Consider the following 24,853-nt stretch of genomic DNA (forward strand, 5'->3'; position numbering starts at 1 on the left):
ACCAAGGTCCGAGGCGCCGACAACAGCGTCGAGACCGACGACCGCATCACCCGGGTCGAGTACTGGCCGACCGGCCTGGTCAAGCGCATCACCCCGCCGGGCGGCGCCTACATCACCTACACCTACGACACTGCCCAGCGCCTGACCAGCGTGGCCGACAAGGCCGGCAACAGGATCCAGTACACCCTCGATCTGGCCGGCAACCGCAAGCAGGAAGACACCCAGACCGCGTCCGGCACCTTGAAGCGCACTCTGTCGCGCGTGTTCAACACCCTGGGGCAGTTGCAGACCGCCAAGGACTCGTTGGCGCATGAGACCAGCTTCAGCTACGACAACGACGGCAATCCGGACCTGACCACCGATGCCTTGAGCCGCGTCACCAACCAGGACCACGACCCGCTTAATCGCCTGAGCCGCACCCTGCAGGACGTCGGCGGCCTCGCGGTCGAGACCAAGCTGGAATACAACGCGCTCGATCAAGTCACCAAGGTCACCGACCCGAAGGGCCTGGACACGACCTACGGCTACAACGGCTTCGGCGACCAGGTCCAGCTGTCGAGCCCGGACACGGGTATCACCACCTACGGCTACAACAGCGCCGGCCTGCTCGCGAGCAAACAGGACGCTAACGACGCCAGCCCGCATACCTATACCTATGACGCCTTGAACCGGCCGAAGACGATCTCGTACAGCGGCGGCGCCGCCGACGTCGAGTACGACTACGACACGGTCAACACGGTCTGCGCCGCCGGCGAGAACTTCGCCCTCGGCCGGGTGACCGCGATGCGCGCCGACGGCACCGAGCTGAAGTACTGCTACGACCGTTGGGGCCAGCTCGTGCGCAAGGTGCAGACGGTCGGCACCCGCAGCTTCACCCTGCGCTACGCCTACACCAGCTCGGGCCAGGTGCGCACCATCACCTACCCGGACAACGCCATCGTCGACTACGTCCGCAACACTTTGGACCAGGTCACCGAAGTCGGGATCAAGCCGGCCGGCGGCGTGCGCACGGTGCTGCTCAACAATGCGGCTTATGAACCGTTCGGCCCGGCCACCGGTTGGACCTACGGCAACGGCCGCAGCCTGGCCCGCAGCTACGACCAGGACTACCGCGCCAAGACGATCCTCGACAGCGCCGCCGGTGGCTTGTCGCTGGCTTATGGCTATAACGAGGTCGGAGAACTGACCGAACTCAAGGACGGCCTGCAAAGCGCGTTCCTGGCCAAGTACGACTACGATACCCTGGGCAGGCTGAAGATCACCCGCGACGGCCCGACCGGCACGCCGCTGGAGACCTACGGCTACGACGCCACCGGTAACCGCAACAGCCTGCTGCACGGCGGCATCACCACCAACTACACCTACCCGGGCACGAGTCACCGCCTGAGCAACGTCGGCGGCGTCAGCCGCGGCTACGACGCGGTCGGCAACACCACCAGCATCGGCGGCACGGCCAGGGAGTTCGTCTACAACGCCAACGACCGCATGAGCCAGGTCAAACAAGCCGGCGTGGTCAAGGCCAGCTACCGCTACAACGCCAAGGGCGAGCGGGTCTCGCGGGCCGACAACGCCACCGGTGCGATCACCGGCTACACGCTGTACGACGAAGCCGGCCATTGGCTCGGCGATTACGACGCTAACGGCGCAACCAAGCAGCAGGCGATCTGGCTGGGCGATGCACCGGTCGGCCTGGTCGTCGGCGCCGGCGTGGCGCAGACCCTGCGTTACGTGCAACCCGACCACCTGGGCACCCCGCGCGCGGTGATCGACCCGAGCCGCAACCTCGCGGTCTGGACCTGGGACGCCAAGGGCGAGGCCTTCGGCAACAACCCGCCGAACCAGGACGCGGATCAGGACGGCACCGCCTTCGTGTTCGACATGCGGTTCCCGGGCCAACGCTATGACGCGGCTACGGGGCTGAATTACAACTACTTCCGGGATTACGATACTGAGAGTGGTCGCTATGTTCAGAGTGATCCGATTGGATTAGAGGGGGGTATCAGCACATACAGCTATGCCGAAGGAGGGCCGATTAGTCGAATTGACCCGTTTGGGCTGCAATCTAGAGACCTTGAGTCCATTTACAGGGCGTCCGGTGCCAAGCCGCCGTCGGGTGCTCCTGGTCCGTACGACATCGCCCGTCAGTGGCGTACCTGGGGACATCAGACATTCCCAGGTGAAAAGAACTCTGCGATGCGTCATTGCACAGTGAGCTGTATCCTGTCGAAAAAGATCAGCACGGCAGCGGCAAGAACATCCGGAGTTGTGAATGAGGCCCAAGGATTGGTGTTACACGATATCCCCAATTTGCGCAGCAGGGTAAGAGGCGATAGCCCTTGGGCATGTCAGGCTGACGACTTAGCAAGTAACGAAAGAGGCTTTGATGCTGGCGCTTCTTTCTCGAATGGCCTATCGGACAATCAACTCACGCAGAGTTGCACTATGAAATGTGGACAATAATGATGCGAATTTCCTATCTCATAATTTTTATTGGTTGCGCATTCTTGGGCGCCTGTTCTGCCGGCCTGCGGGATGAGCAAATACGCAGCGATTTTTTTGATCTTCAGAAAAAAGGCGAGATCAAGTCATCAGGCGGAATCACCAAAATAATCAAAGGAGACGGCTGGGATGACGGGGCGGAAGTCAGAGTGCATTTCTGTCAACAGGCCCCGCCCCAGCAGTGCAAGGAGACTCATGCCTCGTTGTCGTACCAGAAGCGCGCTGATGGCAGTTGGAAATTAATCTCAGTTGGGACTGAATAAAAGGCAAAAACCGGGCCGGAGCAAGTTTCATGCTGACTTGTCGAAATGGCACTCTGACCCGGTTTCAGTATCGAGCGTTGAAGGCACCGAGCTGAAGTACTGCTACGACCGTTGCTTGAGCCAAGCGTTGCATGCTGGTGTTAATCCAACAGGAGGAACCAGTTGGGCAATCAATATTGAAAATACAAGGAAAGGACACCCGAAGCCTACCTGTTCGAGCTGCAAAAAACGCCCTAGATCAGCTCAGAGTCAAATATGATTGCCAGGAATGAATTGGAAATCTATTTAGCTAAAGTGACGCAGAAATTCAGCGCCACCGAAGTGCACATGATCCTTATGCGCTTCATGTGTCGCTGCCTGCTTCTCGCTCAGGGCCTCCTCCCAGAAACTGGACGGAATGCGTTGAACTCGGCGACAACATTCTGGCTGGATGGGCAAGGGCGAGCGGCGGATTTGTTGACTGCCCGCATTGATTGCTGGAACTATCTGGACTCCAAACATCGGAGTACCGACATTAAAGATCGGGAGGATGCGGCGATGCGGGCTGTTATTTGTGTTCTTTACGCAGAACCTCAGTCTGACGATTTTTCAGCTGAAACCGTGCGTTGGTTTGCGGACATGTTCGATCGTCTTGGCGATTACTCGAACGAAACCGCACAATTGATGAAAGACTGATGCAGCAATGGGCCACCGGCTGATTGAAATTGCCACGAACAACTAAGCCGGCTCAAATAGCCAAGTCAAAGTGCCGTACCGGCAGATAGCTCCGGAGAGGTTACAAACAACAAGGGCCGCATCTGCGGCCCTTGCTGCGCTTGAAAATCAGCCGGATATTGGCGGCCAGCAACCGGTTCAGAGCCCATCTTCCGCAGCCGTGACCAAGCAGCCCTGGAAAACAGGGCCCCACTAATCACGAATGACAAAGCTCTAAAAAGAGCCATAAACGAAATGGGCGGAACAACACGATGATCGAACTTAAAGAAGTAACAATCACCACGGACAAGCTCGTCACCCTCGGAAATTCGCTGCTTGCCATTGCACACATGAATAAAGGCGATCGGCCTGCTGACATTACATTTACATTCAATGACCAGCAATGGATTGAAAAGGACTTTGCCGAGCTTCAATTTTCAACAGAAACCCGGCAAATGATGCCTAGCGTAGAATCAGTCCAATGGGATCACTTACTGATCATTACTGGCCTCAGACGCTGTCTATTATTCAAAATTAGCCCAGCCCACACCATTAACAATATCGAACTATTTCGAAGCGAAAACGACGACACCGGTTTCTACAAGATCGAATTTAAACAGTGTGGACAATTCTTACTTTGCGTCTATGAAGGAGGCGTTTTTGCAGTCTCCGCCGACGGAAAAATGGCATGGCATAAGCAGAAGCCTTGGGATGATGAATTGATCTCGACAGACTCCGATCGAATTACCTTCCTCATGGAGGGCGGGGAGACTTACGCACTTGACCTTTCGACAGGCAAACAATTTTCTGCTGAACAGAAAACTTGAGCCGAGATTGGGGCGACCAATCACACCTGACTCGCGCCAAGAGCCCCGGGACTGCTCATGTCTAGGCACATACAGCTAGCCACTGCTAGCTCGCTTTGCCGTTATCTGACCGAAAGTACAAATCGGATGAATTCGCGACGGACCGCTCGGATTAGCAACACCCTCACGCGCCCTTTACGCATCGTCGCCCGGACTGCGCCATCGTTGGCATCCGGGGGCGATCAAGCCGAGTGCGTCGTCATGGTCATGAAGCCGATTCCGAAGTACGTCCGCCGGGTTGCGGACGCGAACCTGAGTTATTGGGTCCTGAACTATCCGTCGGCGCCGTTCCACCGACCGGGCCTCACCTTTCGCGATTACGGCCCGGCGCTGTATCTGGGCATGATGACTTTCGAAGAGCATCCCGAACGTTTCTTCGACGATCCACGCGCGGACTTGCGCGGTCGTTACGAAGCACTGAAGGGAAACTCGCCGCTCGCTTGGCCCGAAGCTCGCCGGGTGGCTTGGGCGGCATGGGAGCGCGCTCACGCGCAAGCCCTCGCCTGTCAGACGGGACCGATCGAATCGCTGCGCTTGTGCGCTCACGCGTAACGCGCTGCGCTCGAAGCAACGGGGGTAGCTGGTCGTCCGCACGACACTTGGCCGAAGCAGAAGAACGGTTATCTCGTTCGCTGTATCGGCCCATCCAGCTCAAGCCAGCTGGGCACTGATCGGCGCCGACGGCGCCCGCAAAGAAAAAAGCACCTGGACGCGAGTCCAGGTGCTTTTCTTGTTTGGTGGGTCGTGAAGGATTCGAACCTTCGACCAAAAGATTAAAAGTCTTCTGCTCTACCGACTGAGCTAACGACCCGAAGCGGTTGCTGCGGTCCCGGCGCTGCGCCGGGGCCGGTGATTCTAACAAAACCTGCGGGGCGCAGTCAGGCCCCCCTGGCCAAAGCTGTTCAGACGGCGGGGCTCAGACGTAGCGGGTCGGGTCGGCCACGCCGGCGGCGCTGAAGCCTTCGGCGCGCAAGCGGCAGGCGTCGCAATGGCCGCAGGCGCGGCCGTCGGCATCGGCCTGGTAGCACGAGACGGTCTCGGCGAAGTCCACGCCCAGGCGCAGGCCCTCGCGGACGATGTCGGCCTTGCTCATGAACTGCAGCGGCGCCTGCACCCGCAGGCCGGCGCCCTCGACGCCGGCCTTGGTCGCCAGGTTGGCCAGGCGCTCGAAGGCCTCGACGAACTCGGGGCGGCAGTCGGGGTAGCCGGAGTAGTCGACGGCGTTGACGCCGCAGAAGATGTCGTTGGCGCCGAGCACTTCGGCCCAGCCCAGGGCGATCGATAGCATGATGGTGTTGCGCGCCGGCACGTAGGTGACCGGGATGTCGTCCTTGGCCGCGGCCGCGCCGATGGCGTGGCCGTCGTTGTCGAGCGGCACCGAGATGGCCTCGTCGGTCAGGGCCGAGCCGCCGATGCTGCGCAGGTCGACGCTGACGGTCTTGTGCGCGACCGCGCCGAGCGAGCCGGCGATGCGGGCGGCGGCGTCGAGTTCGGAGGTATGGCGCTGGCCGTAGCGCACGCTGAGCGCGTGCACGGCATAGCCCTGTTCGCGCGCGATGGCGATGACGACGGCGGAGTCCATGCCACCGGAAACGAGGACGACGGCTTTTTTCATGATGTCGGGTCGGGAATCGGGAATCGGGAATCGGGAATCGGGAATCGGGAATCGGGAAAGGCTAAACGATGAAGCTGATGCCGGGTTCGTCATCCCCGCGAAGGCGGGGATCCAGGGGTTTACCGAGGCATGGCCCTGAAGTCTCTGGATCCCCGCCTTCGCGGGGATGACGAGCAAAGAGCGAGGAGCCAGCAGCGAGAGCGGAAGCCCGGCGCCGAGGCATTCAAGCCGGGGACGGCCGATTCACCCGGCCGAATCCCGACTCTCGAATCCCCGGTCCCGCCCGCTCACCGCCCCGGTTCGTCGTTCCAGAGGATCTTGTGCAGTTGCAGCTGGAATCGTACCTGCAGGCGGTCGGCGACGATCCAGTCGGCCAGATCGCTCGGCTTGACCTGGGTGAAGCTCGGCGAGAACAGGACGTCGCAGATCTGGGTCAGGCGATGCTCGGCGACGATGCTCTTGGACCACTCGTAGTCCTCGCGGCTGCAGATCACGAACTTGATCTGGTCGCGCGCGGTCAGCAGCGGCAGGTTGCTCCACAGGTTGCGGTGGGCTTCCTTGGAATCGGGGGTCTTGATGTCGAGCACGCGCGAGACGCGCGGGTCGACCGGGCCGATGTCGATCGCGCCGGAGGTTTCCAGCGAGACCTCATAGCCGGCGTCGCAGAGTTTCTGCAGCAGCGCGATGCAGCGCTTTTGCGCGAGCGGCTCGCCGCCGGTGACGCAGACATGGCGGGCGCCGTGCTTGGCGACCTCGGCCAGGATGGCATCGAACTCCCACCATTCGCCGCCGTGGAAGGCATAGGCGGTATCGCAGTACTGACAGCGCAGGGGGCAGCCGGTCAGGCGCACGAAGACGGTCGGCCAGCCGATGCTGTTCGACTCGCCTTGCAGCGACAAGAAGATTTCGGTCAGCCGCAGGCGTTCGGACGACGCTGCGGCCGTCTCGGTGGCAACGGCGTTCATCGGGTATCGGTCAGTTGCGCAGCCGGCTCAGCTGGATCGCATTGAGGCGATCGGAAGCCGTGCGGGCGGCGTCGGTGCCGGGATAGCGGGTGGCGACGTCGGCGAGCGTGCGCTCGGCGGCATCGACCTGCTTGAGGCCGAACTGGGCCAGACCGACCTTGAGCAGCGCGCCGGCGGCCTTGTCGTGGGTCGGGTAGCGATCGAGCAGGGTCTGGAACTCTTCCTGCGCGAGCTGGTAGTTCTGGGTGACGTAATAGCTTTCGCCGAGCCAGTACAAGGCGTTGGGCGCGTAGGCGCCGCTCGGGTAGTTGGCCAAGAAGGCCTGGAACAGCCGCGCCGACTCGACGTACTGGCCGGCCTTGAGCGCACTGAAAGCAGTGTCGTAGGCGCCGCGCTCGTCGCCGCTCTGGGCGAGCAGGCCGGCATCGCCGTGCACCACCGGTGCGCTGTCCCTCACCGCCGCCGAGGGCGACGGTGCCGGGGGTGTCTGCGGTGCAGCGGCCGGAGCCGACGGCGCCACCCCGCCTTCGAGGCGGTTGAGGCGGTTGTCGGTGTCCAGGTACTGCGCCTTGTTCGTGTCCTGCAGCTGCTTGGTCGTCTGCTGCAGTTCCTCGACCTGGGCGCGCAGGGCCTGCAGCTCGGTCTTGAGCTGGGTGACCTGGTTGAGCAAGTCGAGGTTGGCCTGGTTGTCCGAGGCGCGCTGCTCGAGGACCGCGACGCGGTCGGCGAGGCTGGCGCGCTGGGCGAACGCGGGCGTGGCGGCCAGGCAGGCCGCCGCGATCGCCAAGGCTAGTGCGAACTTACGCATCGCTTAGATCAACCTTCGTTCTTCGTTCGGTCGGTGGACGGCGCCGATGCCCCGGCGCCGCCCTGCGCGACACCGCTATTACTTGGCGGTGTAGACGATTTCGACGCGACGGTTCTTGGCCCAGCAGTCTTCGTTCGACTCGGTGCAGACCGGGCGCTCTTCGCCGTAGGAGGTCACGGTGATCTGGCTGCCCGAACCGCCGTTGGCCTGGATCGCCGAGGACACCGCGTTGCCGCGACGCTCGCCGAGGCCGAGGTTGTACTCGCGGCTGCCGCGCTCGTCGGCATTGCCTTCGAGGGTCATGCGCGAGGACGGGCGGTCGCGCAGGTACTTGGCGTGGCAACCGACGATGGCCTGGAATTCCGGCTTCAGCGAATCCTGGTCGAGATCGAAGTAGACCACGCGCTGGCGCAGGCAGGCATCGGTGTCGAGATCGTTCGGGCCGTAGGCGCCCGAGGCGACCGGACCGGTGTCGGACGGCACGGTGGTGGACGGGCCGGTGCCGGAATCGGTCGGGGGGGCTTCCTTGACCTTCTTCGAGCAGGCGACGGCCGCGGTACACAGCACGGCGGCGAGCAGGATGCGGGCGGTGTTGTTCATTGGTATTCCTCGTCAGTTTGTAACGTGGGGCAGGAGTCGTTCGGGGGGTGTGGCGCGTCCGCGCGCAGGGAAACGCCCAGCCGCTTATCGCGGCAGGCGGTAGGGTCCCCAGGCCGGTTCGCGCACGTCGCCGTCGGCGAGCACCAGGCGCTGGCGCACCCGGGCATCGGCTGAAACGGCATAGAGCACGCCACGGCGTCCTTCGCGCGCAGCATAAATGATCATGGAGGCATTCGGGGCAAAGCTCGGCGACTCGTCCAGCGAACCCGGCGACAGCGTGCTCCAGCGCGGCGAGCCCAGGCTGCTGTCCATCATCGCGATCCGATAGGTATTGCCGGCGCCCTGCGCGGTGGCGATCTTCTTGCCGTCGAAGGAAACGCTGGCGCTGGCGTTGTAGCTGCCCTGGAAGGTGACGCGGGTGGCGCCGCCGCCGCTGGCCGAGACCTGGTAGATCTGCGGCTTGCCGCCGCGGTCGGAGGTGAAATAGATCTTGCTGGCGTCGGCGGCCCAGGTCGGCTCGGTGTCGATGCCGAAGTGGTTGGTCAGCTGGGTCAGCGCCTTGCTGCCGAGGTCCATCACGTAGATCTCGGGGTTGCCGCTGCGCGACAGGGTCAGGGCCAGGCGACGGCCGTCCGGCGAGAACGCCGGGGCGCCGTTGATGCCGCGGAACTTGGCGATCAGCTCGCGGCTGCCGGTGCCGATGTTCTGGATGTAGATCGAGGAATTACCGCCCTCGAAGCTGACGTAGGCCAGGCGCGCGCCGTCCGGGCTCCACGACGGCGACAGCAGCGGCTCGGGCGAGCGCACCACGGTCTGCGGGTTGTAGCCGTCGGAGTCGGCGACCATCAGCGCGTAGTTGCTGCCGCGGCCGACGCCGGTGGCGGTGACGTAGGCGATGCGGGTGAAGAACGCGCCGCGCACGCCGGTGATCTTCTCGTAGACCGCATCAGCGATCTGGTGGGCCACATCGCGCATCGCGTTCGAACGTGCGGTCAGCGCGAAACCGAGCAGACGCTGCTGCTTGGCCACGTCGAACAGCTCGTACTCGACCCGGTAGCTGCCGGCGCCGGCATCGACCACGCGGCCGACCACGATGTAGTCCTGGTTGAGCGCGCGCCAATCCGGGTAGCTGATCTCGCTGCCCTTGGTGGGCTTGGCCGCCATCTGCTCGACCGGCAGGCCGCGGAACTGGCCGGAACGGTTGAGGTCGTTGCGCACGACCTCGGCGACGTCGGTCTGCGGCGCGGCGCCGCTGCCCTGGTAGGGCATCGGCACGACCGCGATCGGCAGGGCCGAGGCGTTGCCGCCGACGATGTCGATCTCCAACCCTTGCTGTTGGGCTGCGGCGGCGAGGGGAAGCAGGAGAGCCAGCAGCGAGGCCAGCCAGCGCAGGGGTCGTTTCATCGGCACTCCGTGATCGGTCGACGCGGGTTGTTCAGGTTCGGCATTGTTAACGTTGGAGGGTGAACGTGGGCTCAAAAGCGGCGGTCAATTTACATTCCGGCCTTGCCGAATCGGCCCAACGGTCGCGATCGGTGCCCATTCCGGCTCATTCGGGACATGAATGGGGCTTCGGCAGCCCCGGATCGGACTCCGGCAGGTCGGCGGGCCGGCCCTGCCCTCGCCAGTGGATCAGCGCTCGCGCAGCCGTTTCCACCAACGCCGGGGCTTGGACACCACCGGGTCCTCGTCCTGGACCCGGAAGCTGAGCTGGATCTGCGGCCGGAACACCTGTTGATAGCCCTGGTAGGGCAGCGGCGAGGCCTGGCGCACGGCGGCGAGCAGGGACAGCCGCCCGGCCTCGTCCAGGCTGCAAGGCTCGATGACCTGCACCGACAACACCCGACCGCCCGGCGCCTGGCGCAGGTCCACGCTGCAACCGGCGTCGGCCGGCGTGGTGGCCGGCGGCGCCCATTGCTCGTCGATGGTGGCGCGCAGGACTTCGGCGTAACGCTGCTGGTTTTGCGCGACCCGGTCCGACTGGGCCAGGCCGGCCGCGGACAGCGTCGACAACGCGAAGCCGGCCAACAGCCTCAGGCGCATCGACGCTCCCCTCGCCGCGCCCACTCAGCGGTCCTGGGCTTTGAAGTTGAGATTGAGGTTGCGCTGGAACACCGACTCGAAACCCGCATACGGCAAGGGCTGGGCCTTGAGCACCGCGGCTTCGATCGAACGCCGGCCCTGCTCGTCGTAAGAGCACGGCTCGACCACCTCGACCGCGAGCACGTTGCCGCCGGGCGACTGACGGATGTTCAAGCGGCAGCCCGCACCGAGCGGCACGCTGTCGGGGCGGGTCCACTTCTCGACGATCGCGGCCTGCAGCGCGGCGGCGTACTTGGCCGCCAGGCCGGCGTCGACGCCCTGGTTGCCGGTGGTCGCCGGCGCCGTGGCGGCGGCGTTCTGGCTGGCCTTGGCGGCGCGCGCGTCGGCGATCTGCTGCAGCTTCTGTTCGCTCAGGCTTTGCTCGCGCTGCAGCTTGGCACGCTCGGCGCGGATCTTCTCCAACTGCTTGTCGCGTTCCAGTTGCTCGGCGGCCAGGCGCTTTTGCTGCTGCGCTTCTTCCTGGCGCTTCTGCTCGGTCAGGTCGACCTGTTCCTGGCGCGCCTTGGCTTCCTGGACCTTTTGTTCCTCGGCGCGGTTCGGCGTAGGCGTGTCGACGACCTGTTCCTGCGTGGTCGTGTCCGGCACCGGGATGAAGTCTTGCGGCGATTGCTGCTGCGGCGCGGTCGCGTCCTGCGGCTTGGGCTCGGGAATGGGCTGCGGCAAGGGCGAAGCGTCCTCCGGCTCGGGCAGCGGCAGCGGATCGACCGGCTCGGGGCGATTGCGCAGGGTGCGCTGCATCGCCGCCGAGAGATCGCTGACGTCGGTCAGTTCCGAGGACAGCGGCGAGCCCGCCGCAGACACCTGCGCGCTGTTCCAGTTCCAGAGCATGCTCAGGAAGATGGCCGCGACCAGCAGGCCGTGCAGAAGCACGGCCAGCATGATGGCTTGCGCGGTGTCGGCGCGGGTTTCCCTCATTTCTTCGCGCCCTTCTCGGGCTGGCTCATCAGGCCGACCTTCTCGACGCCGACATCCTTGAGGATGTTCATCACGTCCATCACCGGCTGATAGTTCGAGCGTCCGTCGGCGGCGATGTAGACCTGCAATTTTTCCTTGCCGTTCTGCTTGACCAGCGCGCCGACCTTGGTCGCCAGGGTTTCGCGGTTGACCGCTTCATTGCTGCCGGCCTTGACCGCAAGGAAGTAATTGCCCTGGGCGTCGACCTGGACCACCACCGGGTCCTGCTTGGTCTCGATCGATTTGAGGTTGGAATTGGGCAGGTCGACGTCGATGCCGAGGGTCAGCAGCGGCGCGGTGACCATGAAGATGATCAGCAGCACGAGCATCACGTCGATATAGGGAACGACGTTGATCTCGGCCTTGAGTTTGCGTTTGCGCGGGCGGCGGATGGCGGTGCCGGACATGGCGGAATTCCTCGTCGGTTACGCGTTGCGGTCGCGCTGGCCGTGGCGCAGCGGACGCGGGCGGTGCAGGCAGCGGTGCGGGCGGCCGTACAAGCGATGGGGCGCGAGCCGCATCACTCGTCCAGATGGGCCTGGCGCTGCAGGATCGAGGAGAACTCTTCGGAGAACGCGTCGTAACGCACGGCCAGGCGCTCCACGCCGGTGGCGAAACGGTTGTAGGCCCACACCGCCGGGATCGCCACGAACAGGCCCATCGCGGTGGCCAACAGCGCCTCGGAGATGCCCGGGGCGACGTCGGCGATGCCGACCTGCTTGGAGGCCGAGACCAGCGAATGCATGGTCACCATGATGCCGAACACGGTGCCGACCAGGCCGATGTAAGGCGAGGTCGAGCCGATGTTGGCGAGCAGTTCGAGGTTGTGTTCCAGGCCGTCGAGTTCGCGCGAGCCGGTCGCGCGCATCGCCCGCTGGGCGCCTTCGAGCTGGGCGCGGGCGTCGACGCCGCGGCGCTGGCGAATGCGGTTGAACTCGCGGAAACCGGCCTCGAAGATCGCCTCCAGGCCGCCCATGGCGCGGTTGCGCTCGGTGGTGCCGGCATACAGCTTGGACAGCTCGGCGCCGGACCAGAAGCGTTCTTCGAAATGATCGGCTTCGCTGCGTGCGCGGCGGATCACCTTCCATTTGCGGAAGATGATGATCCACGAGGTGATCGAGGCGATCACCAGCAGGGCCATGATGAACTGGACCGGGAGGCTGGCCTTGATCACCAGGTCCCAGAGATTGAAGCTGGCGGCTTCGCCGGCCGCGGCGGCGCCTTGGGTCACGGCCTGGACGGCTTCCTCCGGCAGGGCTTCCACGGTCGTGGCCAGAAGCGCGATCAGCGATGACGTCATGCTTGGTTCTCCGTAGCCCGGTACGCGGGCCTGTGGTGGGGCTGGGTGGTCCGTGGGGAGTAACGAACCGCCGGATGATTTGGGTTCAACGGTGACCTGGGCGCGGTGCCTGGGTTCAGCCGTCGCGGCCGGCCTGGACTTCCTGCGCCTGCAACTGCGCGAACAAGGCCGCGGGAATCGCGCAGGGACGCAGATGCTCGGCATCCACTGCGGCGACCCGGACTTCGGCGCTGATCAGCGTTTCCTCGCCGCGCCGCACGGTCTGCGCGAAGATCAGGCTGGCGCGGCGACAACGCCGCAGTTCCACCGTGACCTCCAGCGCATCGTCGAGCCGCGCCGGTTTGAGGAAACCGATCTGCATGCCCGCGACCACGAACAACAGCCCGTGATTGCGGCGCAAATCGTCCTGGCCGTAGCCCAGGGCACGCACCCATTCGGTCCGCGCGCGCTCCAGAAACGCCAGGTACTGAGCGTGATAGACCAGACCGCCAGCGTCGGTATCTTCCCAATAGACGCGTGTCGGCCAACTGAACACCGATTCAACCGCGCTCATGGCTCGGAGGCCTCTTCGAACAGCCCGGCCGTGTCGGCGCGGGGTTTCAGGCCCATATGGCGGTAGGCGCGCTGGGTCGCCATGCGGCCGCGCGCGGTGCGGATCAGATAGCCCTGCTGGATCAGGAAGGGCTCGATCACGTCCTCGAGCGTGCCGCGTTCCTCGCTGAGCGCGGCCGCCAGCGACTCGACCCCGACCGGGCCGCCGTCGAAGGATTCGATGATGGTGCGCAGCAGGCGCCGGTCGAGATCGTCGAAGCCTTCCGGATCGACCTTGAGCATGGCCATGGCGGCATCGGCGGTCTGCAGATCGATGTTGCCGCCGGCGCGCACCTGGGCGAAATCGCGCACCCGCCGCAGCAGGCGGTTGGCGATGCGCGGGGTGCCGCGCGAACGGCGGGCGATTTCCGCCGCGCCCTCGGGGGCGCAGGAAATGCCGAGAATCTGCGCCGAGCGGCGCACGATCCGGGTCAGGTCCTCGGTGTTGTAGAACTCCAGGCGCTGGACGATGCCGAAGCGGTCGCGCAGCGGCGCGGTCAGCAGGCCGGCGCGGGTGGTCGCGCCGATCAGGGTGAACGGCGGCAGGTCGAGCTTGATCGAGCGCGCGGCCGGGCCTTCGCCGATCATGATGTCGATCTGGTAGTCCTCCATCGCCGGATACAGCACTTCCTCGACCACGGGCGAGAGGCGGTGGATCTCGTCGACGAAGAGCACGTCGTGCGGCTGCAGATTGGTCAGCAGGGCGGCCAGATCGCCGGCCTTCTCGATCACCGGACCCGAGGTCTGGCGCAGATTGACCCCGAGCTCGTTGGCGATGACGTGGCTGAGGGTGGTCTTGCCCAGGCCCGGCGGGCCGAAGATCAGCACGTGATCGAGGGCCTCGCCGCGGTGCTTGGCGGCCTCGATGTAGATCTTGAGCTGCTCGCGCACCGGCTGCTGGCCGAGGTACTCGTCCAGGCGCTTGGGCCGGATCGAGGCCTCGATGGCGTCGTCTTCACGGGTCGAGGAGGCAGCGATGATGCGGTCTTCGGTCATGCCGCTATGTTCGCATGGGACGGCGCGCGGGCGCAGGGCGGAAAGTACCGGGGTTTACCCATCGCGGGCCGTTGGGGCATGTAGGCGGGCTGGTCAGCCTGCCGCGGGAACCGGTTGCCGCGCGAATGCGGACAGTCGGGAGCCGTGAGACAGATCGCCCCCTTTGGCAAAGGGGGATGGCGGCCGGCGCTATGCGGCGAAACGAAGACGCCGGGGCGCCGGGGGATTTGCTGTGGCTGCGGCTAAAAGCAAATCCCCCTGCCCTCCCCTTTTCCAAAGGGGGAACCGCAAAGGCGGAAGCAAGAGGCGGAGAGATAGTGGCGCGTTGATGCTCAACAACGACGGGCAATCAAATTGCTGTGCGGCCGCTGAAGTTCGGGAGATGGGAGAGAATTCGCCCCCTTTGGCAAAGGGGGCTGGCGGCCGGTGCCGTAGGGCGAAGCGAGGACGTCGGGGCGCCGGGGGATTTGCTGTGGGTGGCGCTAAAGGCAAATCCCCCCTCCCCCCTTTTTTTCAAAGGGGGGAACAGCACGGCGAATGTGGGCGGCGGGCGGCAGACGCTGGAAGCACAGAAGCTGGAAGACCGGCAAGCTCAGAAGCAGAAACGCGCGCCTTAAGCGAAATGCACGTCATAACGGTCGTGCACTTCGGCCAGCGCCTCGGCGTCGACTTCGCCGCGCATGATGCTCGGCAGCATGCGGAAGTAATCGAAACGGTCGATGCCGGGGGTCAGGGTGATGAATACGTCGGCGACCTGGCCGGGGGCAGCGCCGAAGGAATGCACGACGCCGGGCGGGATTACGGCATAGCCGCCTTTTTCGACGGTTACGGTCTCGCCGTCGATGAGCATCTCAAGCGCGCCGTCGAGCACGTAAAACGCTTCGCTCGAACGTTTGTGGTGATGCGGCTTGGCGCCGGCAGCGCCGACTTCGAGGCGCAGCCGGTTGGCGCCGAGTGCGCCGCAGCAGTCGCTGGCGTCGGCCAACAGCCACAGCTGGGTGCTGTTGCCCTGCAGGGTTTCGGCATCTTGCTGCCGGATCACGAAAGCGCGGGAGCGGGTCATCGTGGAACCTCGTCGTCGGAAAGTGCGACGAGGCTAGGCGCGACCGGTACGAAGCGGCAATCCGGCGCCGATGGAACGATTTTTCCCGAATTTCCCGCGCGCACCAGTGTGTTGCAGCGGCGCTGTTGCGCCGGCTGGAACTCGGGCTTCGCAGCCGGCCGAACGGTGGCGGCGCCCTCGCCTCGGACTTCGGATTCGCCAAGCCGCAGCACCGCTGCGGCTGTTCCAATGCGAACCCCAGCCGCGCAGCGAGGCGACTAGATCTCCACCTGGGCGCCGAGTTCGACCAGGCGGTTGCCGGGAATGCGGAAGAAGCCGGTCGCCGGCGCCGCGTTGCGGTGCATGAAGGCGAACAGGCGGTCGCGCCAGATCGGCATGCCGCGGTGACGGCTGGCGACCACGGTCTCGCGGCTGGCGAAGTAGGTCGTGTCCATCGGGTCGAAATAGATGCCGCCGGCATCGCAGGAGCGCATCAGCGCCAGCGGCACGTCGGGCACTTCCATGAAGCCGAAACGGATCAGCACGCGATAGAAGTCGTTGCCGATCGCCTCGATCTTCAGGCGCTTCTCGCGCGGCGCATACGGAATACCCAGCGTTTCCACGGTCAGGAACACGTTGCGCTCGTGCAGCACCTTGTTGTGCTTGAGGTTGTGCAGCAAGGCATGCGGCACCACGCCCTTGTCGGCGGTCATGAAGATCGCCGTACCGGGCACGCGCACCGGCGGCGCCAGCATCAGGCCGGGCAGGAAGCTGCCGAGTTGGATGCCTTCCTTGCGCACTTCCTCGTGCAGCAATTCGCGGCCGCGGCGCCAGGTGCGCAGCAGGGTGAACACGACCAGGCCCAGCACGACCGGGAACCAGGCGCCCTGGAAGAACTTGGCGCCGTTGGCGATGACGAAGCCGAGGTCGACGACGAAGAACACCACGCACAGCGGCAACACCCACGTGCGCCAGCGCGGCCACAGCGAGCGCGCGACCAGGGCCAGCAGCAGGGTGTCGATCAACATCGTCGCCGAGACCGAGATGCCGTACGCGGTCGCCAGCGCGGTCGAGCTGCGGAAGGCCAGCACCACGGTGATGACGGTGATCGCGAGGATCCAGTTGATGTACGGCACGTAGATCTGGCCGATGGTGTCGCTGGAGGTGTGCTTGATCTGCATGCGCGGGATGTAGCCCAGCTGCATGGCCTGGCGCGCGACCGAATAGGCGCCGGTGATGACGGCCTGCGAGGCGATCACCGCCGCCATCGTCGCCAGCACGATCATCGGGTACAGGCCCCATGACGGCACCGCCTCGAAGAAGGGGTTCTTGACCGCTTCGGGATGCTGCAGCACGAACGCGCCCTGGCCGAGGTAGTTCAGCATCAGGCAGGGCAACACCATGGTGTACCAGGCGTAACGGATCGGTCGCGCGCCGAAGTGGCCCATGTCGGCGTACAGCGCTTCGCCGCCGGTGACGGCCAGCACCACCGCGCCGAGGATCAGCACCGAATGCGAACCGTGCTCGACGAAGAAGCGCACGCCCCAGCGCGGGTCCAGCGCCTTGAACACCTCAGGCGCCTGGACGATGTTGTAGATGCCGATGGCGGCGAGCGAGACGAACCACAGCATGGTGATCGGCCCGAATACCTTGCCGACCTTCTCGGTGCCGAAGCGCTGGGCCAGGAACACCATCACCAGGATCACCACGGTGATCGGCACGATGAAGCGATGCAGGCCGGGCGCGGCGACCTCCAGGCCCTCGACCGCGCCGAGCACCGAGATCGCCGGGGTGATGACGCTGTCGCCGAAGAACAGCGAAGCGCCGAAGATGCCCAGGATGCCCACGACATAGGCCGAGCGCCCGCCCTTGGCCAGGGTGCGCTGGGCCAGGGTCATGAGCGCCATGATCCCGCCCTCGCCCTCGTTGTCGGCGCGCATGATGATGGTCACGTACTTCAGGGTGACCACGATCATCAACGCCCAGAACACCAGCGACAGGATGCCGAGCACCGTGTCGTGGTTGCCGGTCAGGCCGAAATGCGGCGAAAACGCCTCTTTCAGCGTGTACAGCGGGCTGGTGCCGATGTCGCCGAAAACCACCCCGATCGCACCGACGACCAACCCGGGCAGCCCCTTCTTGGGGCCGTGGGGGTGCGAGCCGTGGGCGTGAGCGTCCTTGCCTGGCGTGGAGGGAACAGTGGAGGACATATCGCGTGGTTCCGTGGCGGTAACCCGCCTTGGCTCAACGAAGCGCGGACTTTAGCGCTTTGCGGATGATGGCGGCTGCATCGTCGCCGGCGGCGGTGGCCTCGCGCGCCATGCGCGCGGCCTCGGCCGGTTTGTAGCCCAGTTGCTGCAGGGCGATGGTGGCTTCGCTCTGCGGATCGGCGGGAATCCCGCTGGAGCCGAGGGTGGGCGCGCCGAGACCGGCGAGGTCGGCGGCGCGGTCGCGCAGCTCGACGACCATGCGCTCGGCGGTCTTCTTGCCGATGCCGGGGATGCGGGTCAGCGCGGTGACGTCGCCGGTCTGGACCAGGCGCGCGAATTCCTCGACCGGCACGCCCGACAGCACCGCCAGGGCGATCTTGGCGCCGATGCCGCTGACCCGCTGCACGTCGCGGAACAAGCGCCGTTCGGCCTCGCGCAGGAAGCCGTACAGCGAGACGCTGTCTTCCTTCTGCGCATAGTGTGTGAACAAGGACACTTCGCGGCCGAGCTCGGGCAGGTCGTAGAACGTGCTCATGGGCGCTTCGAGCTCGTAACCGACGCCGTTGACGTCCACGATCAGCCACGGCGGCTGCTTGTGGATCAGGGTGCCTCTGAGACGACCGATCACTGTGGAACTCCAGATACGGCTGGCGACGCGCGCCGGCGGACCGGCCGGGCGCGAAGCGGGCTGTGACGATACGAAGACGGCGAGTCAGACGGAACGCGGTGGCGCACGCAGGTCCCTACCCCGCACGCCGCCGGGCCTGTGGAGCGGGCCGGGTTCACGCCCCGCGCCTGCGCAACTGGTGGGTGGCGATGCCGGTTCGCCGCGCCGTGGCACTCATGTGGGCATGGGTCAGCGCCACCGCAAGCGCGTCGGCGGCGTCGGCCTGCAGCTTCACTTCGGGAAGATTCAGCAACAGCCGCACCATGTGCTGGACCTGCTGCTTGTCGGCCGCGCCGCGGCCCACCAGCGACTGCTTGATCAAGCGCGGCGCGTACTCGCTGATGGCGATGCGCCGGCGCACCACGGTGGCCAGGGCGGCGCCGCGGGCATGGCCGAGCTTCAGCGCCGAGGTCGCCGATTTGTCCATGAAGACGGTTTCGATCGCGACCTGGTCGGGCCGGTACTCGTCGAGCACCGCCTCCAGGCCTTCGCACAGCAGGCCCAGGCGCGAAGGGAAATCCTCGGCATCGAGCAGCTTGAGCGCCTGCGCATGCACGTACACGCAGCGTCCGTCGGCCGCGACGTCGATCACGCCCAGGCCGGTCCGCTGCGAACCGGGGTCGATTCCTAAGATTCTGGTCACGGCGACAGCTTACGCGTTATGCGTAAGCGTCCTCGTCCAGATCGGCGTTCGAGTAGACGTTCTGGACGTCGTCGAGGTCTTCCAGCCAGTTCAGCAGCTTGACCACCTGCTGGGCGGTCTCGCCGGTCACGGCGATGTTGTTGTCGGCGCGCAGGGTGACCTCGGCCTGGCCGGCGACCAGGCCGGCGGCGTCCATCGCGGCCTTGACCTGGGCGAAGGCCTCGGCGCCGGTCAGCACGTCGATCGAGCCGTCTTCCGGGTAGACCACCACGTCGTCGGCACCGGCTTCGATCGCCACTTCGGTGATGCGCTCTTCGTCGGCGCCGGCTTCGAACCACAGCACGCCGCGCTTGGCGAACATGAAGGACACCGAGCCGTCGGTGCCGAGGTTGCCGCCGAACTTGCCGAAGGCGTGGCGCACGTCGGCGACGGTGCGGACCTTGTTGTCGGTGAGGCAGTCGACGATCACCGCCACGCCGCCCGGGGCATAGCCCTCGTAGCGGATTTCCTCGTACTCCACGCCTTCCAGCGCACCGGTCGCCTTCTTGATCGCGCGCTCGATGACGTCCTTGGTCATGTTCGCCGACAAGCCCTTGTCGATGGCGCTGCGCAGGCGCGGATTGCTGTTGGGATCGCCGCCGCCCGAACGCGCCGCCACGCTGATCTCGCGGATGATCTTGGTGAAGATCTTGCCGCGCCGCGCATCCTCGGCGTTCTTGCGAGCCTCAATCGACGGACCTCTACCCATGGCAATAACCGGACGTGTTGTCTGAACAAGCCGGCGATTTTACTCGATCGTGCCCGCCCACCGGCGGTTTGCAGGAGATTCGTCGCCGATCCGGGTCGGTTCGGCCGGTATCCGGCTCAGTCGCCGAAGCGGCCGCGACGGAAGAAGGCCTCGGCCAGACGCGCGGCCTGCGCCGAGAACAGCAGGCCGCTGTGGCTGGCATCGATGACCGCATGGTCGCTCAAGCCTGGGAGGCGGGTCTCGGCGACCGCCACCGTGCCGTCGCTTTCGCCCTCGAAACGGCCGAAGAAACGCCCCAGGCCGTGCGGAGTGCGACCGGCGATCAGGCCGACCTGGGCCGCGCCCTGCCAGGGCGGGCAGCCGCGCTGCAACACCTCGGCCGCGCGACCGAGCACGGCCGCGCTCCAGGCCTTGCGGGCCAGGCCGCCGGCGGCGGCGCTGCCGCACAAGGGCGTGCCCAGGCAGACCACGCGTCGCACCGGCAGGTGCGGGTGCTCGCGCAAGGCCCCCAGCACGATCAGGCCGCCGAGGCTGTGGGCCAGGACATGGCAGGGCTCGTCGAGGCGTTCGACCAGGCGCGCGATCGAGGCTTCCGGACCGGCGCCGGCACCGGCATAAGCGAAAACTTCGGGCTCGTAGCCGGCCGCGGCCAGGCGTGCGCCCAGCCAGCCCATCGAGGCCCCGGGCATCCAGATGCCGTGCAGCAACAACACCCGGCGCGGACCGCGCGGCTTGGCGGTGGGCTTGCGGGGGTCCGTGTCGGCGCGGCTGTCCATGCCGCGAATATGGCTGTCGCCGGCGGCGAATCCAAGCATCGGGCGATCGCCGCGAAGATCGGGGCCGGACGTCGTTCAGCGATGCCGCCGCGCAACCGCGAGGGCTGCGCGACGGCATCGGGTCGATCAGCAGCGGTGCAGAGTCAGGCCGGTCGGTGCGCCCGAGGTGCCCCAGGTTTGCACCGAGCCGTCGCATTCGATACGGCCGCCGCCGATGGCATTGCCGCTGCTGTCATAGCGGGTCCACTCGGCCCATTCGACGCCGAGGATCGGGTAGCGCGCGAACGCCGAGCCCGCCACCGCCACCAGTCCCAACAACAACGCTGCCGTGAAAATCGCTTTCCGGGTACGAAGCATCTGACCTCTCCTTGTGTGTGCCGCGGACTGCATGTCCGCCTTCGCAGGCTAAGCCAGAGCGCCACCACGAATGTTCACCGGAGGCCGCCGGGCATCACAGTTCGAGCATGCCGGCGCCAGCCGATCCGTGCGCTGCGTCGACTGCAGGTGCGACGAACTGTTAGCAATTGAAACCAGTCAATACAAATCCAAACATATCCAATATCGAAACCGCGACCGATCTCAACAAAGTCGAAGATAAAAACATGATCGCGGCCAGAGTGTGACGGCGAGCTAATCCTGTGCGTCTTCACAGCCCCCAGGATTCGCCGCACCTCCCCCCCGCTCTCGGAAGCCGGTATGACCCTGCGGCACCCCGCTTTGCCCGTCGTCAATGTCTTGGCATCGGCGTTGCTCGCCGCGGTCGCGATGTTTCCTGCAGCGCCCGCATCCGCAGGCGAGCTGCGCCCCAGCCAGAGCAACAACGATCTGTCCAACCCGCATCGCGGCTTCCTGCTTTGGGGTAGCACCGTCGCCGCCGACGGCGGTCTGCCCGACAACCACTACGGCGCGTCCATCTATCAGATCTACGTCCCCTGGCGCGAAATCGAAAGCGCCGACGAACAGTTCGACTGGGACAAGTTCGAAACGAACCACCTGAAACCGATCCTCGACGAAAACCCCAACGCCACCTTCGTGTTGCGTCCGGTCGCCGACTATCCCGACAGCGTGGCCAACAACATCGGCCACTTCTACCGGAACGAAGCCGAGCCGCTGCGCGCGTATCCGAAGTTCCTCGAACTGGCGCCGGTCAGCATCCAGTTCCACAACTACAGCCAGACCCAGTGCGACGACGTCGGCCCCGGCCGCGCGCCGATCTACAACACTCCGGCGATGCGCCAGCAACTGGTGCAGTTCGTGCAGGCGTTCGGACGCCGCTACGACGGCGATCCGCGCATCACCGCGGTGCACGTCGGCCTGCTCGGTTTCTGGGGCGAGTGGCACACCGCCGGCTGCGACAGTTGGGAACCCGATGCGACCACCCGCAGCGCGGTGCGCGATGCCTACGCCGCGGCGTTCCAGCAAACGCCGGTGCACAGCCGCTACGCGCGCCAGTCCGATGTCGGCGGCACGAACTTCGGTTTCAGCGAGGACTACTTCCCGTCGTTCACCGCGATGTGCAACAAGTTCGCCACCAAGTTGCCCGAGTGCGACGACAGCGGCTGGCACAACCTGGAGTGGGGCTTCCGCAACGATGCCACCGCTGCGCGCAGCAACTGGAAGTTCAACCCGATCGGCGGCGAAAGCCCGAACAGCGGTCAGAAGGCGACCTGGACCGGACGCACCAACGACATCCTGACCCTGCTGCGCGAGTATCACTTCACCTGGCTCGGCCCGGCCGGCCAGCACGAGGTCAATCCGTCGGGCAAGCCCTCGACGTTCAAGGCCAACATGCTCAAGGTCAAGCGCGCGCTCGGCTACGAGTTCACCGTGCGCCAGGTCAACTGGCCCGACGCCATGCAGGCCGGCGCCGCCATCCCGGTCAAGCTGAGCGTCGAGAACACCGGTTCGGCACCGCTGTATCAGGTCTACCAGACCGAACTGCACTGGGTCGATGCCGGCGGCACGACCCGCGCCAAGGCCGCGTTCGACTATCCCTTGAACGCCTTGATGCCGAACACCGTACCGGCGCTCGTCGACGCCACCGCGCAGGTGCCGGCCACGCTCGCACCGGGCAGCTATTCGCTGCGTCTGGCGATCGCCGACAGCTGGCCCGGCCGGCCGGCGATCAAGCCGCAGAACACCGGCCGCGACGCCTCCGGCCGATTGAGCTTGGGGACGGTGACCGTCGCCGCGGCGGCGGTCGACCTTTGAACGAGCGGGCCGGCGTTCTTCCCCGGGGCGCCGGCCCGCCCTTCATCGACCTGCCGCGAAGACGTTCACGCCCGGAGTCCGGAACGGATCCGGCCCCGCTCACATAAGCGCGCGAGCGCCCGCGCTCCATACGCCTGCGCCCGCGCGATCCGCGGGCGCAGTCACGTTCGCGGCCCCTGCCTGCCCCTAGATTCCCCGACGCCCATCGGGGCCAATCACCAGGGAGTCGGTATGAAACGATCGTCATGGTTCCTGGCGTTGAGCGTCGCGCTCGCGCCCTGCCTCGCCGCGCACGCGGCGCCGCCGCGAGTCACCCAAGGCCTGGTCGGCGAATGGCATCTGGAGTTGTCCGGCAACACCGCCTACGACACCAGCGGCTTCGGCCGCAACGGCCTGGTCGTGGGCGGCGCCGCGTCGAGCTACGGCTGGCTCAACGCCGGCGCCGACTTCAGCGCCGGCAAGTACGTCGAAGTGCCCAATTCGTCGAACCTCAACTTCGGCAACGGCAGCTTCACCCTCGCCGCGTGGGTGCGCATGGCCAACCCGGGCTCGTCGATCGTCAAGACCCTGATCGAGAACCGCGCCAGCGGCGTCGGCCGCGGCTATTCGTTCGGCGTCGACCAGGGCCGCAACGTGCTGCTGCAACTCAACGACGGCAGCACCTGGGCCAACTATGTCTCCGACGGCAGCCTGGCGTTGGCGGCGAACCGTTGGCACCACATCGCCGCGGTGGTCAACCGCAGCACCGCGCCGAACACGATTTCGTTCTACATCGACGGCCGCCGCACCACCGCCCAGCCGACCCCGATCGCAGCCAACATCGACAACGGCGACCGGCCGTTCCTGATCGGCGGCCACAAGGACATCGCGTCCTATCGTTTCAGCGACCGCGCCGACGAAGTGCTGGTCTACAACCGCGCGATCCCGGCCGACGCCAGCGGCGGCCTCGGCGACCTGATGGCGCCGGGCCGGACCACGTTCCAGCCGGGCTACTGGAACGACGACGCCACCCGCAAGCGTTACAACAACTGCTACAACTACGCCAACAACAAGACCACCAACACCTTCGCCCAACCCGGCCGCGCCGCCGGCTCGATGTACAGCTCGATCAGTTGCGCCGCCGTGCACGCGGCCGCCGTGCGCGACGGCCTGGAACCGATCACCGACATCAACGCCTCCAGCTACAAGAACATCGTCGCCCTGGTAGCCGGGACCGATTACGACTACCACTGGTACCGCCGCGACGCCAACGGTAAATGGACCCACAAGCCCGGCCAGACCTCCGCCACCAACCGCGACAATTCCGGCAACGAGATCACCGACCCGCGCACCGCCAACCGCGGCGCATACACCGATTTCTGCGGTTTCTTCCGGGTCTGGTCCGACAGCGTGGAGGGCACCGGCCATGAACAAGTCAACTAAGCCTGCGCCCACCCGGGGAACCGCCATGACCAAGCTTTCGCTGAAATCCCTGCTGACCGGCCTGGCCCTGCTGGCCGCGCCGGCCTTCGCCCTCGCCGCCGAAGCACCGGGCCTGCAGATCACCTACCTGGTGTATTCGGGCCGGCCGAACCCGGTGGTGATGGTCACCGACCCGGCCGCCCTGCGCGCGATCGAGACCCGCCTCGCCGACGCCCTCGCCGCCCCGGCAAAAACCGGCGCCGCGGCCGAACCGGTGCTCGGCTACAACGGCATCCTGCTCGAACACGTCGGCGGCTCGTCGGCCAAGGCCAAGCCGCAGCCGCTGCTGATCAAGGGCCAACAACTGCGCATCGACACCGCCCCGGCCACGGCGATGAAGGCCGCGACCGCAACCACCCGCAGCTCGGCCGCCGCCGGCGACCTGGAAACGATGCTGCTCAAGCTCGGCCAGAAACAGGGTGCGCTGGATGCGACCACCTTGAACGTGTTGCTCGACCAGCGCTGAGAACCTGCGCTGCACCGATACGGCCTTTCCCGCAATGGCGGGGGAGGCCGTTTTTCTTTGGTGGGGATCGTCGCTGAGCGAATGCCGGTTCGAACAAGGCGTCGGCGCGGCAAGAGCCCCTCGTGAGGGCATGCTTCTTCGATGGATGACGTCGGTGCTGCTGTCTCTGCGCATCCCGTGATCGCGGCTCGCGCCGCTCCTACCCTCAAAGCAAAGGCCGCAGCTTGCCGTTGCCGTTGCCGTTGCCGTTGCCGTTGCCGTGATGAGCTTGGCGCAGCACCGAATTCACGAGAACACCTGGAGACCCGGAGGGCGCCGCACAGGACGTGCGGCGTTTTTCGATAGGACAAGGATGTCCTATCGAAAAATCCCGGCG

At 65.6% G+C, this 24,853-nt stretch carries 26 protein-coding genes and 1 tRNA gene; 8 read left to right on the plus strand and 19 right to left on the minus strand.

Features of this window, described 5'->3' with window-relative positions; genetic code table 11:
• From ACTJJK_RS20825 to ACTJJK_RS20845, 5 genes are all read left to right on the plus strand, one after another.
• On the plus strand, nucleotides 1-2,460 hold a 2,460-nt coding region (locus ACTJJK_RS20825), incomplete at its 5' end, for an RHS repeat-associated core domain-containing protein (protein ID WP_440731163.1).
• Between the two features lie 2 nt (nucleotides 2,461-2,462).
• Nucleotides 2,463-2,762 (plus strand): hypothetical protein, encoded by a 300-nt coding sequence (locus ACTJJK_RS20830; protein ID WP_440731164.1) that lies wholly within the window; start codon nucleotides 2,463-2,465, stop codon nucleotides 2,760-2,762.
• Nucleotides 2,763-3,017: 255 nt separating this feature from the next.
• On the plus strand, nucleotides 3,018-3,437 hold the full coding sequence (locus ACTJJK_RS20835) for a hypothetical protein (RefSeq protein WP_440731165.1): 420 nt from the start codon (nucleotides 3,018-3,020) through the stop codon (nucleotides 3,435-3,437).
• Nucleotides 3,438-3,727: 290 nt separating this feature from the next.
• A complete protein-coding gene (locus ACTJJK_RS20840; protein ID WP_440731166.1) occupies nucleotides 3,728-4,282 on the plus strand; it encodes a hypothetical protein in 555 nt (184 codons plus the stop codon).
• A gap of 240 nt (nucleotides 4,283-4,522) precedes the next feature.
• A complete protein-coding gene (locus ACTJJK_RS20845) occupies nucleotides 4,523-4,873 on the plus strand; it encodes a hypothetical protein (RefSeq protein ID WP_223619779.1) in 351 nt (116 codons plus the stop codon).
• Nucleotides 4,874-5,056: 183 nt separating this feature from the next.
• Here the strand turns inward: ACTJJK_RS20845 and ACTJJK_RS20850 are convergent.
• From ACTJJK_RS20850 to ACTJJK_RS20940, 19 genes are all read right to left on the minus strand, one after another.
• Nucleotides 5,057-5,132: transfer RNA gene (locus ACTJJK_RS20850), tRNA-Lys, on the minus strand.
• Between the two features lie 105 nt (nucleotides 5,133-5,237).
• Entirely contained in the window at nucleotides 5,238-5,936 is a 699-nt protein-coding gene (queC, locus tag ACTJJK_RS20855) for a 7-cyano-7-deazaguanine synthase QueC (protein ID WP_223619778.1), read from the minus strand.
• 287 nt (nucleotides 5,937-6,223) lie between these two features.
• Nucleotides 6,224-6,901: a 7-carboxy-7-deazaguanine synthase QueE gene (gene queE / locus ACTJJK_RS20860; protein WP_440731167.1), complete on the minus strand. Its 678-nt coding sequence runs from the start codon at nucleotides 6,899-6,901 to the stop codon at nucleotides 6,224-6,226.
• Between the two features lie 10 nt (nucleotides 6,902-6,911).
• The gene (ybgF, locus tag ACTJJK_RS20865; RefSeq protein ID WP_031373505.1) at nucleotides 6,912-7,709 is read right to left on the minus strand and encodes a tol-pal system protein YbgF; all 798 of its coding nucleotides are present in this window, start codon (nucleotides 7,707-7,709) and stop codon (nucleotides 6,912-6,914) included.
• A 78-nt stretch (nucleotides 7,710-7,787) separates the two neighbouring features.
• Nucleotides 7,788-8,309: a peptidoglycan-associated lipoprotein Pal gene (pal, locus tag ACTJJK_RS20870; RefSeq protein ID WP_031373504.1), complete on the minus strand. Its 522-nt coding sequence runs from the start codon at nucleotides 8,307-8,309 to the stop codon at nucleotides 7,788-7,790.
• Nucleotides 8,310-8,393: 84 nt separating this feature from the next.
• Nucleotides 8,394-9,713 carry a Tol-Pal system beta propeller repeat protein TolB gene (gene tolB, locus ACTJJK_RS20875; RefSeq protein WP_031373503.1) on the minus strand — a complete coding sequence of 440 codons (1,320 nt, stop codon included), beginning with the start codon at nucleotides 9,711-9,713 and terminating at the stop codon, nucleotides 8,394-8,396.
• 228 nt (nucleotides 9,714-9,941) lie between these two features.
• Nucleotides 9,942-10,352, minus strand: a complete 411-nt coding sequence (locus ACTJJK_RS20880; RefSeq protein ID WP_223619776.1) for a TonB C-terminal domain-containing protein — start codon at nucleotides 10,350-10,352, stop codon at nucleotides 9,942-9,944.
• A gap of 24 nt (nucleotides 10,353-10,376) precedes the next feature.
• Nucleotides 10,377-11,327, minus strand: coding sequence for a cell envelope integrity protein TolA (locus ACTJJK_RS20885; RefSeq protein WP_223619775.1), 951 nt, complete (start codon nucleotides 11,325-11,327; stop codon nucleotides 10,377-10,379).
• Nucleotides 11,324-11,773 carry a protein TolR gene (tolR, locus tag ACTJJK_RS20890; protein ID WP_031373500.1) on the minus strand — a complete coding sequence of 150 codons (450 nt, stop codon included), beginning with the start codon at nucleotides 11,771-11,773 and terminating at the stop codon, nucleotides 11,324-11,326. Before tolR ends, ACTJJK_RS20885 begins: the two co-directional genes overlap by 4 nt.
• 113 nt (nucleotides 11,774-11,886) lie before the next feature.
• The gene (gene tolQ / locus ACTJJK_RS20895) at nucleotides 11,887-12,666 is read right to left on the minus strand and encodes a protein TolQ (protein WP_057917001.1); all 780 of its coding nucleotides are present in this window, start codon (nucleotides 12,664-12,666) and stop codon (nucleotides 11,887-11,889) included.
• Nucleotides 12,667-12,781: 115 nt separating this feature from the next.
• Nucleotides 12,782-13,219 carry a tol-pal system-associated acyl-CoA thioesterase gene (gene ybgC, locus ACTJJK_RS20900; protein ID WP_031373498.1) on the minus strand — a complete coding sequence of 146 codons (438 nt, stop codon included), beginning with the start codon at nucleotides 13,217-13,219 and terminating at the stop codon, nucleotides 12,782-12,784.
• A complete protein-coding gene (gene ruvB, locus ACTJJK_RS20905) occupies nucleotides 13,216-14,253 on the minus strand; it encodes a Holliday junction branch migration DNA helicase RuvB (RefSeq protein ID WP_057916999.1) in 1,038 nt (345 codons plus the stop codon). Before ruvB ends, ybgC begins: the two co-directional genes overlap by 4 nt.
• 613 nt (nucleotides 14,254-14,866) lie before the next feature.
• Nucleotides 14,867-15,316, minus strand: coding sequence for a cupin domain-containing protein (locus tag ACTJJK_RS20910; protein WP_031373496.1), 450 nt, complete (start codon nucleotides 15,314-15,316; stop codon nucleotides 14,867-14,869).
• Nucleotides 15,317-15,573: 257 nt separating this feature from the next.
• Nucleotides 15,574-17,505 carry a potassium transporter Kup gene (locus ACTJJK_RS20915; protein WP_440731168.1) on the minus strand — a complete coding sequence of 644 codons (1,932 nt, stop codon included), beginning with the start codon at nucleotides 17,503-17,505 and terminating at the stop codon, nucleotides 15,574-15,576.
• A 34-nt stretch (nucleotides 17,506-17,539) separates the two neighbouring features.
• Nucleotides 17,540-18,133, minus strand: a complete 594-nt coding sequence (gene ruvA, locus ACTJJK_RS20920) for a Holliday junction branch migration protein RuvA (RefSeq protein WP_031373494.1) — start codon at nucleotides 18,131-18,133, stop codon at nucleotides 17,540-17,542.
• 154 nt (nucleotides 18,134-18,287) lie between these two features.
• Nucleotides 18,288-18,815 carry a crossover junction endodeoxyribonuclease RuvC gene (gene ruvC / locus ACTJJK_RS20925; RefSeq protein ID WP_031373493.1) on the minus strand — a complete coding sequence of 176 codons (528 nt, stop codon included), beginning with the start codon at nucleotides 18,813-18,815 and terminating at the stop codon, nucleotides 18,288-18,290.
• A gap of 16 nt (nucleotides 18,816-18,831) precedes the next feature.
• On the minus strand, nucleotides 18,832-19,563 hold the full coding sequence (locus ACTJJK_RS20930) for a YebC/PmpR family DNA-binding transcriptional regulator (protein WP_031373492.1): 732 nt from the start codon (nucleotides 19,561-19,563) through the stop codon (nucleotides 18,832-18,834).
• A gap of 116 nt (nucleotides 19,564-19,679) precedes the next feature.
• On the minus strand, nucleotides 19,680-20,339 hold the full coding sequence (locus ACTJJK_RS20935) for an esterase/lipase family protein (protein ID WP_440731170.1): 660 nt from the start codon (nucleotides 20,337-20,339) through the stop codon (nucleotides 19,680-19,682).
• A gap of 126 nt (nucleotides 20,340-20,465) precedes the next feature.
• Entirely contained in the window at nucleotides 20,466-20,696 is a 231-nt protein-coding gene (locus ACTJJK_RS20940; protein ID WP_152566354.1) for a hypothetical protein, read from the minus strand.
• Between the two features lie 339 nt (nucleotides 20,697-21,035).
• Here ACTJJK_RS20940 and ACTJJK_RS20945 point away from each other — a divergent pair, with 339 nt between their 5' ends.
• From ACTJJK_RS20945 to ACTJJK_RS20955, 3 genes are all read left to right on the plus strand, one after another.
• Nucleotides 21,036-22,550 carry a DUF4832 domain-containing protein gene (locus tag ACTJJK_RS20945; protein ID WP_440731169.1) on the plus strand — a complete coding sequence of 505 codons (1,515 nt, stop codon included), beginning with the start codon at nucleotides 21,036-21,038 and terminating at the stop codon, nucleotides 22,548-22,550.
• A gap of 231 nt (nucleotides 22,551-22,781) precedes the next feature.
• A complete protein-coding gene (locus ACTJJK_RS20950) occupies nucleotides 22,782-23,972 on the plus strand; it encodes a LamG domain-containing protein (RefSeq protein WP_081931212.1) in 1,191 nt (396 codons plus the stop codon).
• Between the two features lie 25 nt (nucleotides 23,973-23,997).
• Complete coding sequence (locus ACTJJK_RS20955; protein WP_223619768.1) at nucleotides 23,998-24,477, plus strand: hypothetical protein; 480 nt, start codon at nucleotides 23,998-24,000, stop codon at nucleotides 24,475-24,477.
• Nucleotides 24,478-24,853: the final 376 nt, after the last annotated feature.

The organism is Lysobacter sp. 22409 (genome assembly GCF_052045105.1).
GTDB classification, from domain to species: Bacteria; Pseudomonadota; Gammaproteobacteria; order Xanthomonadales; family Xanthomonadaceae; genus Lysobacter; species Lysobacter antibioticus_B.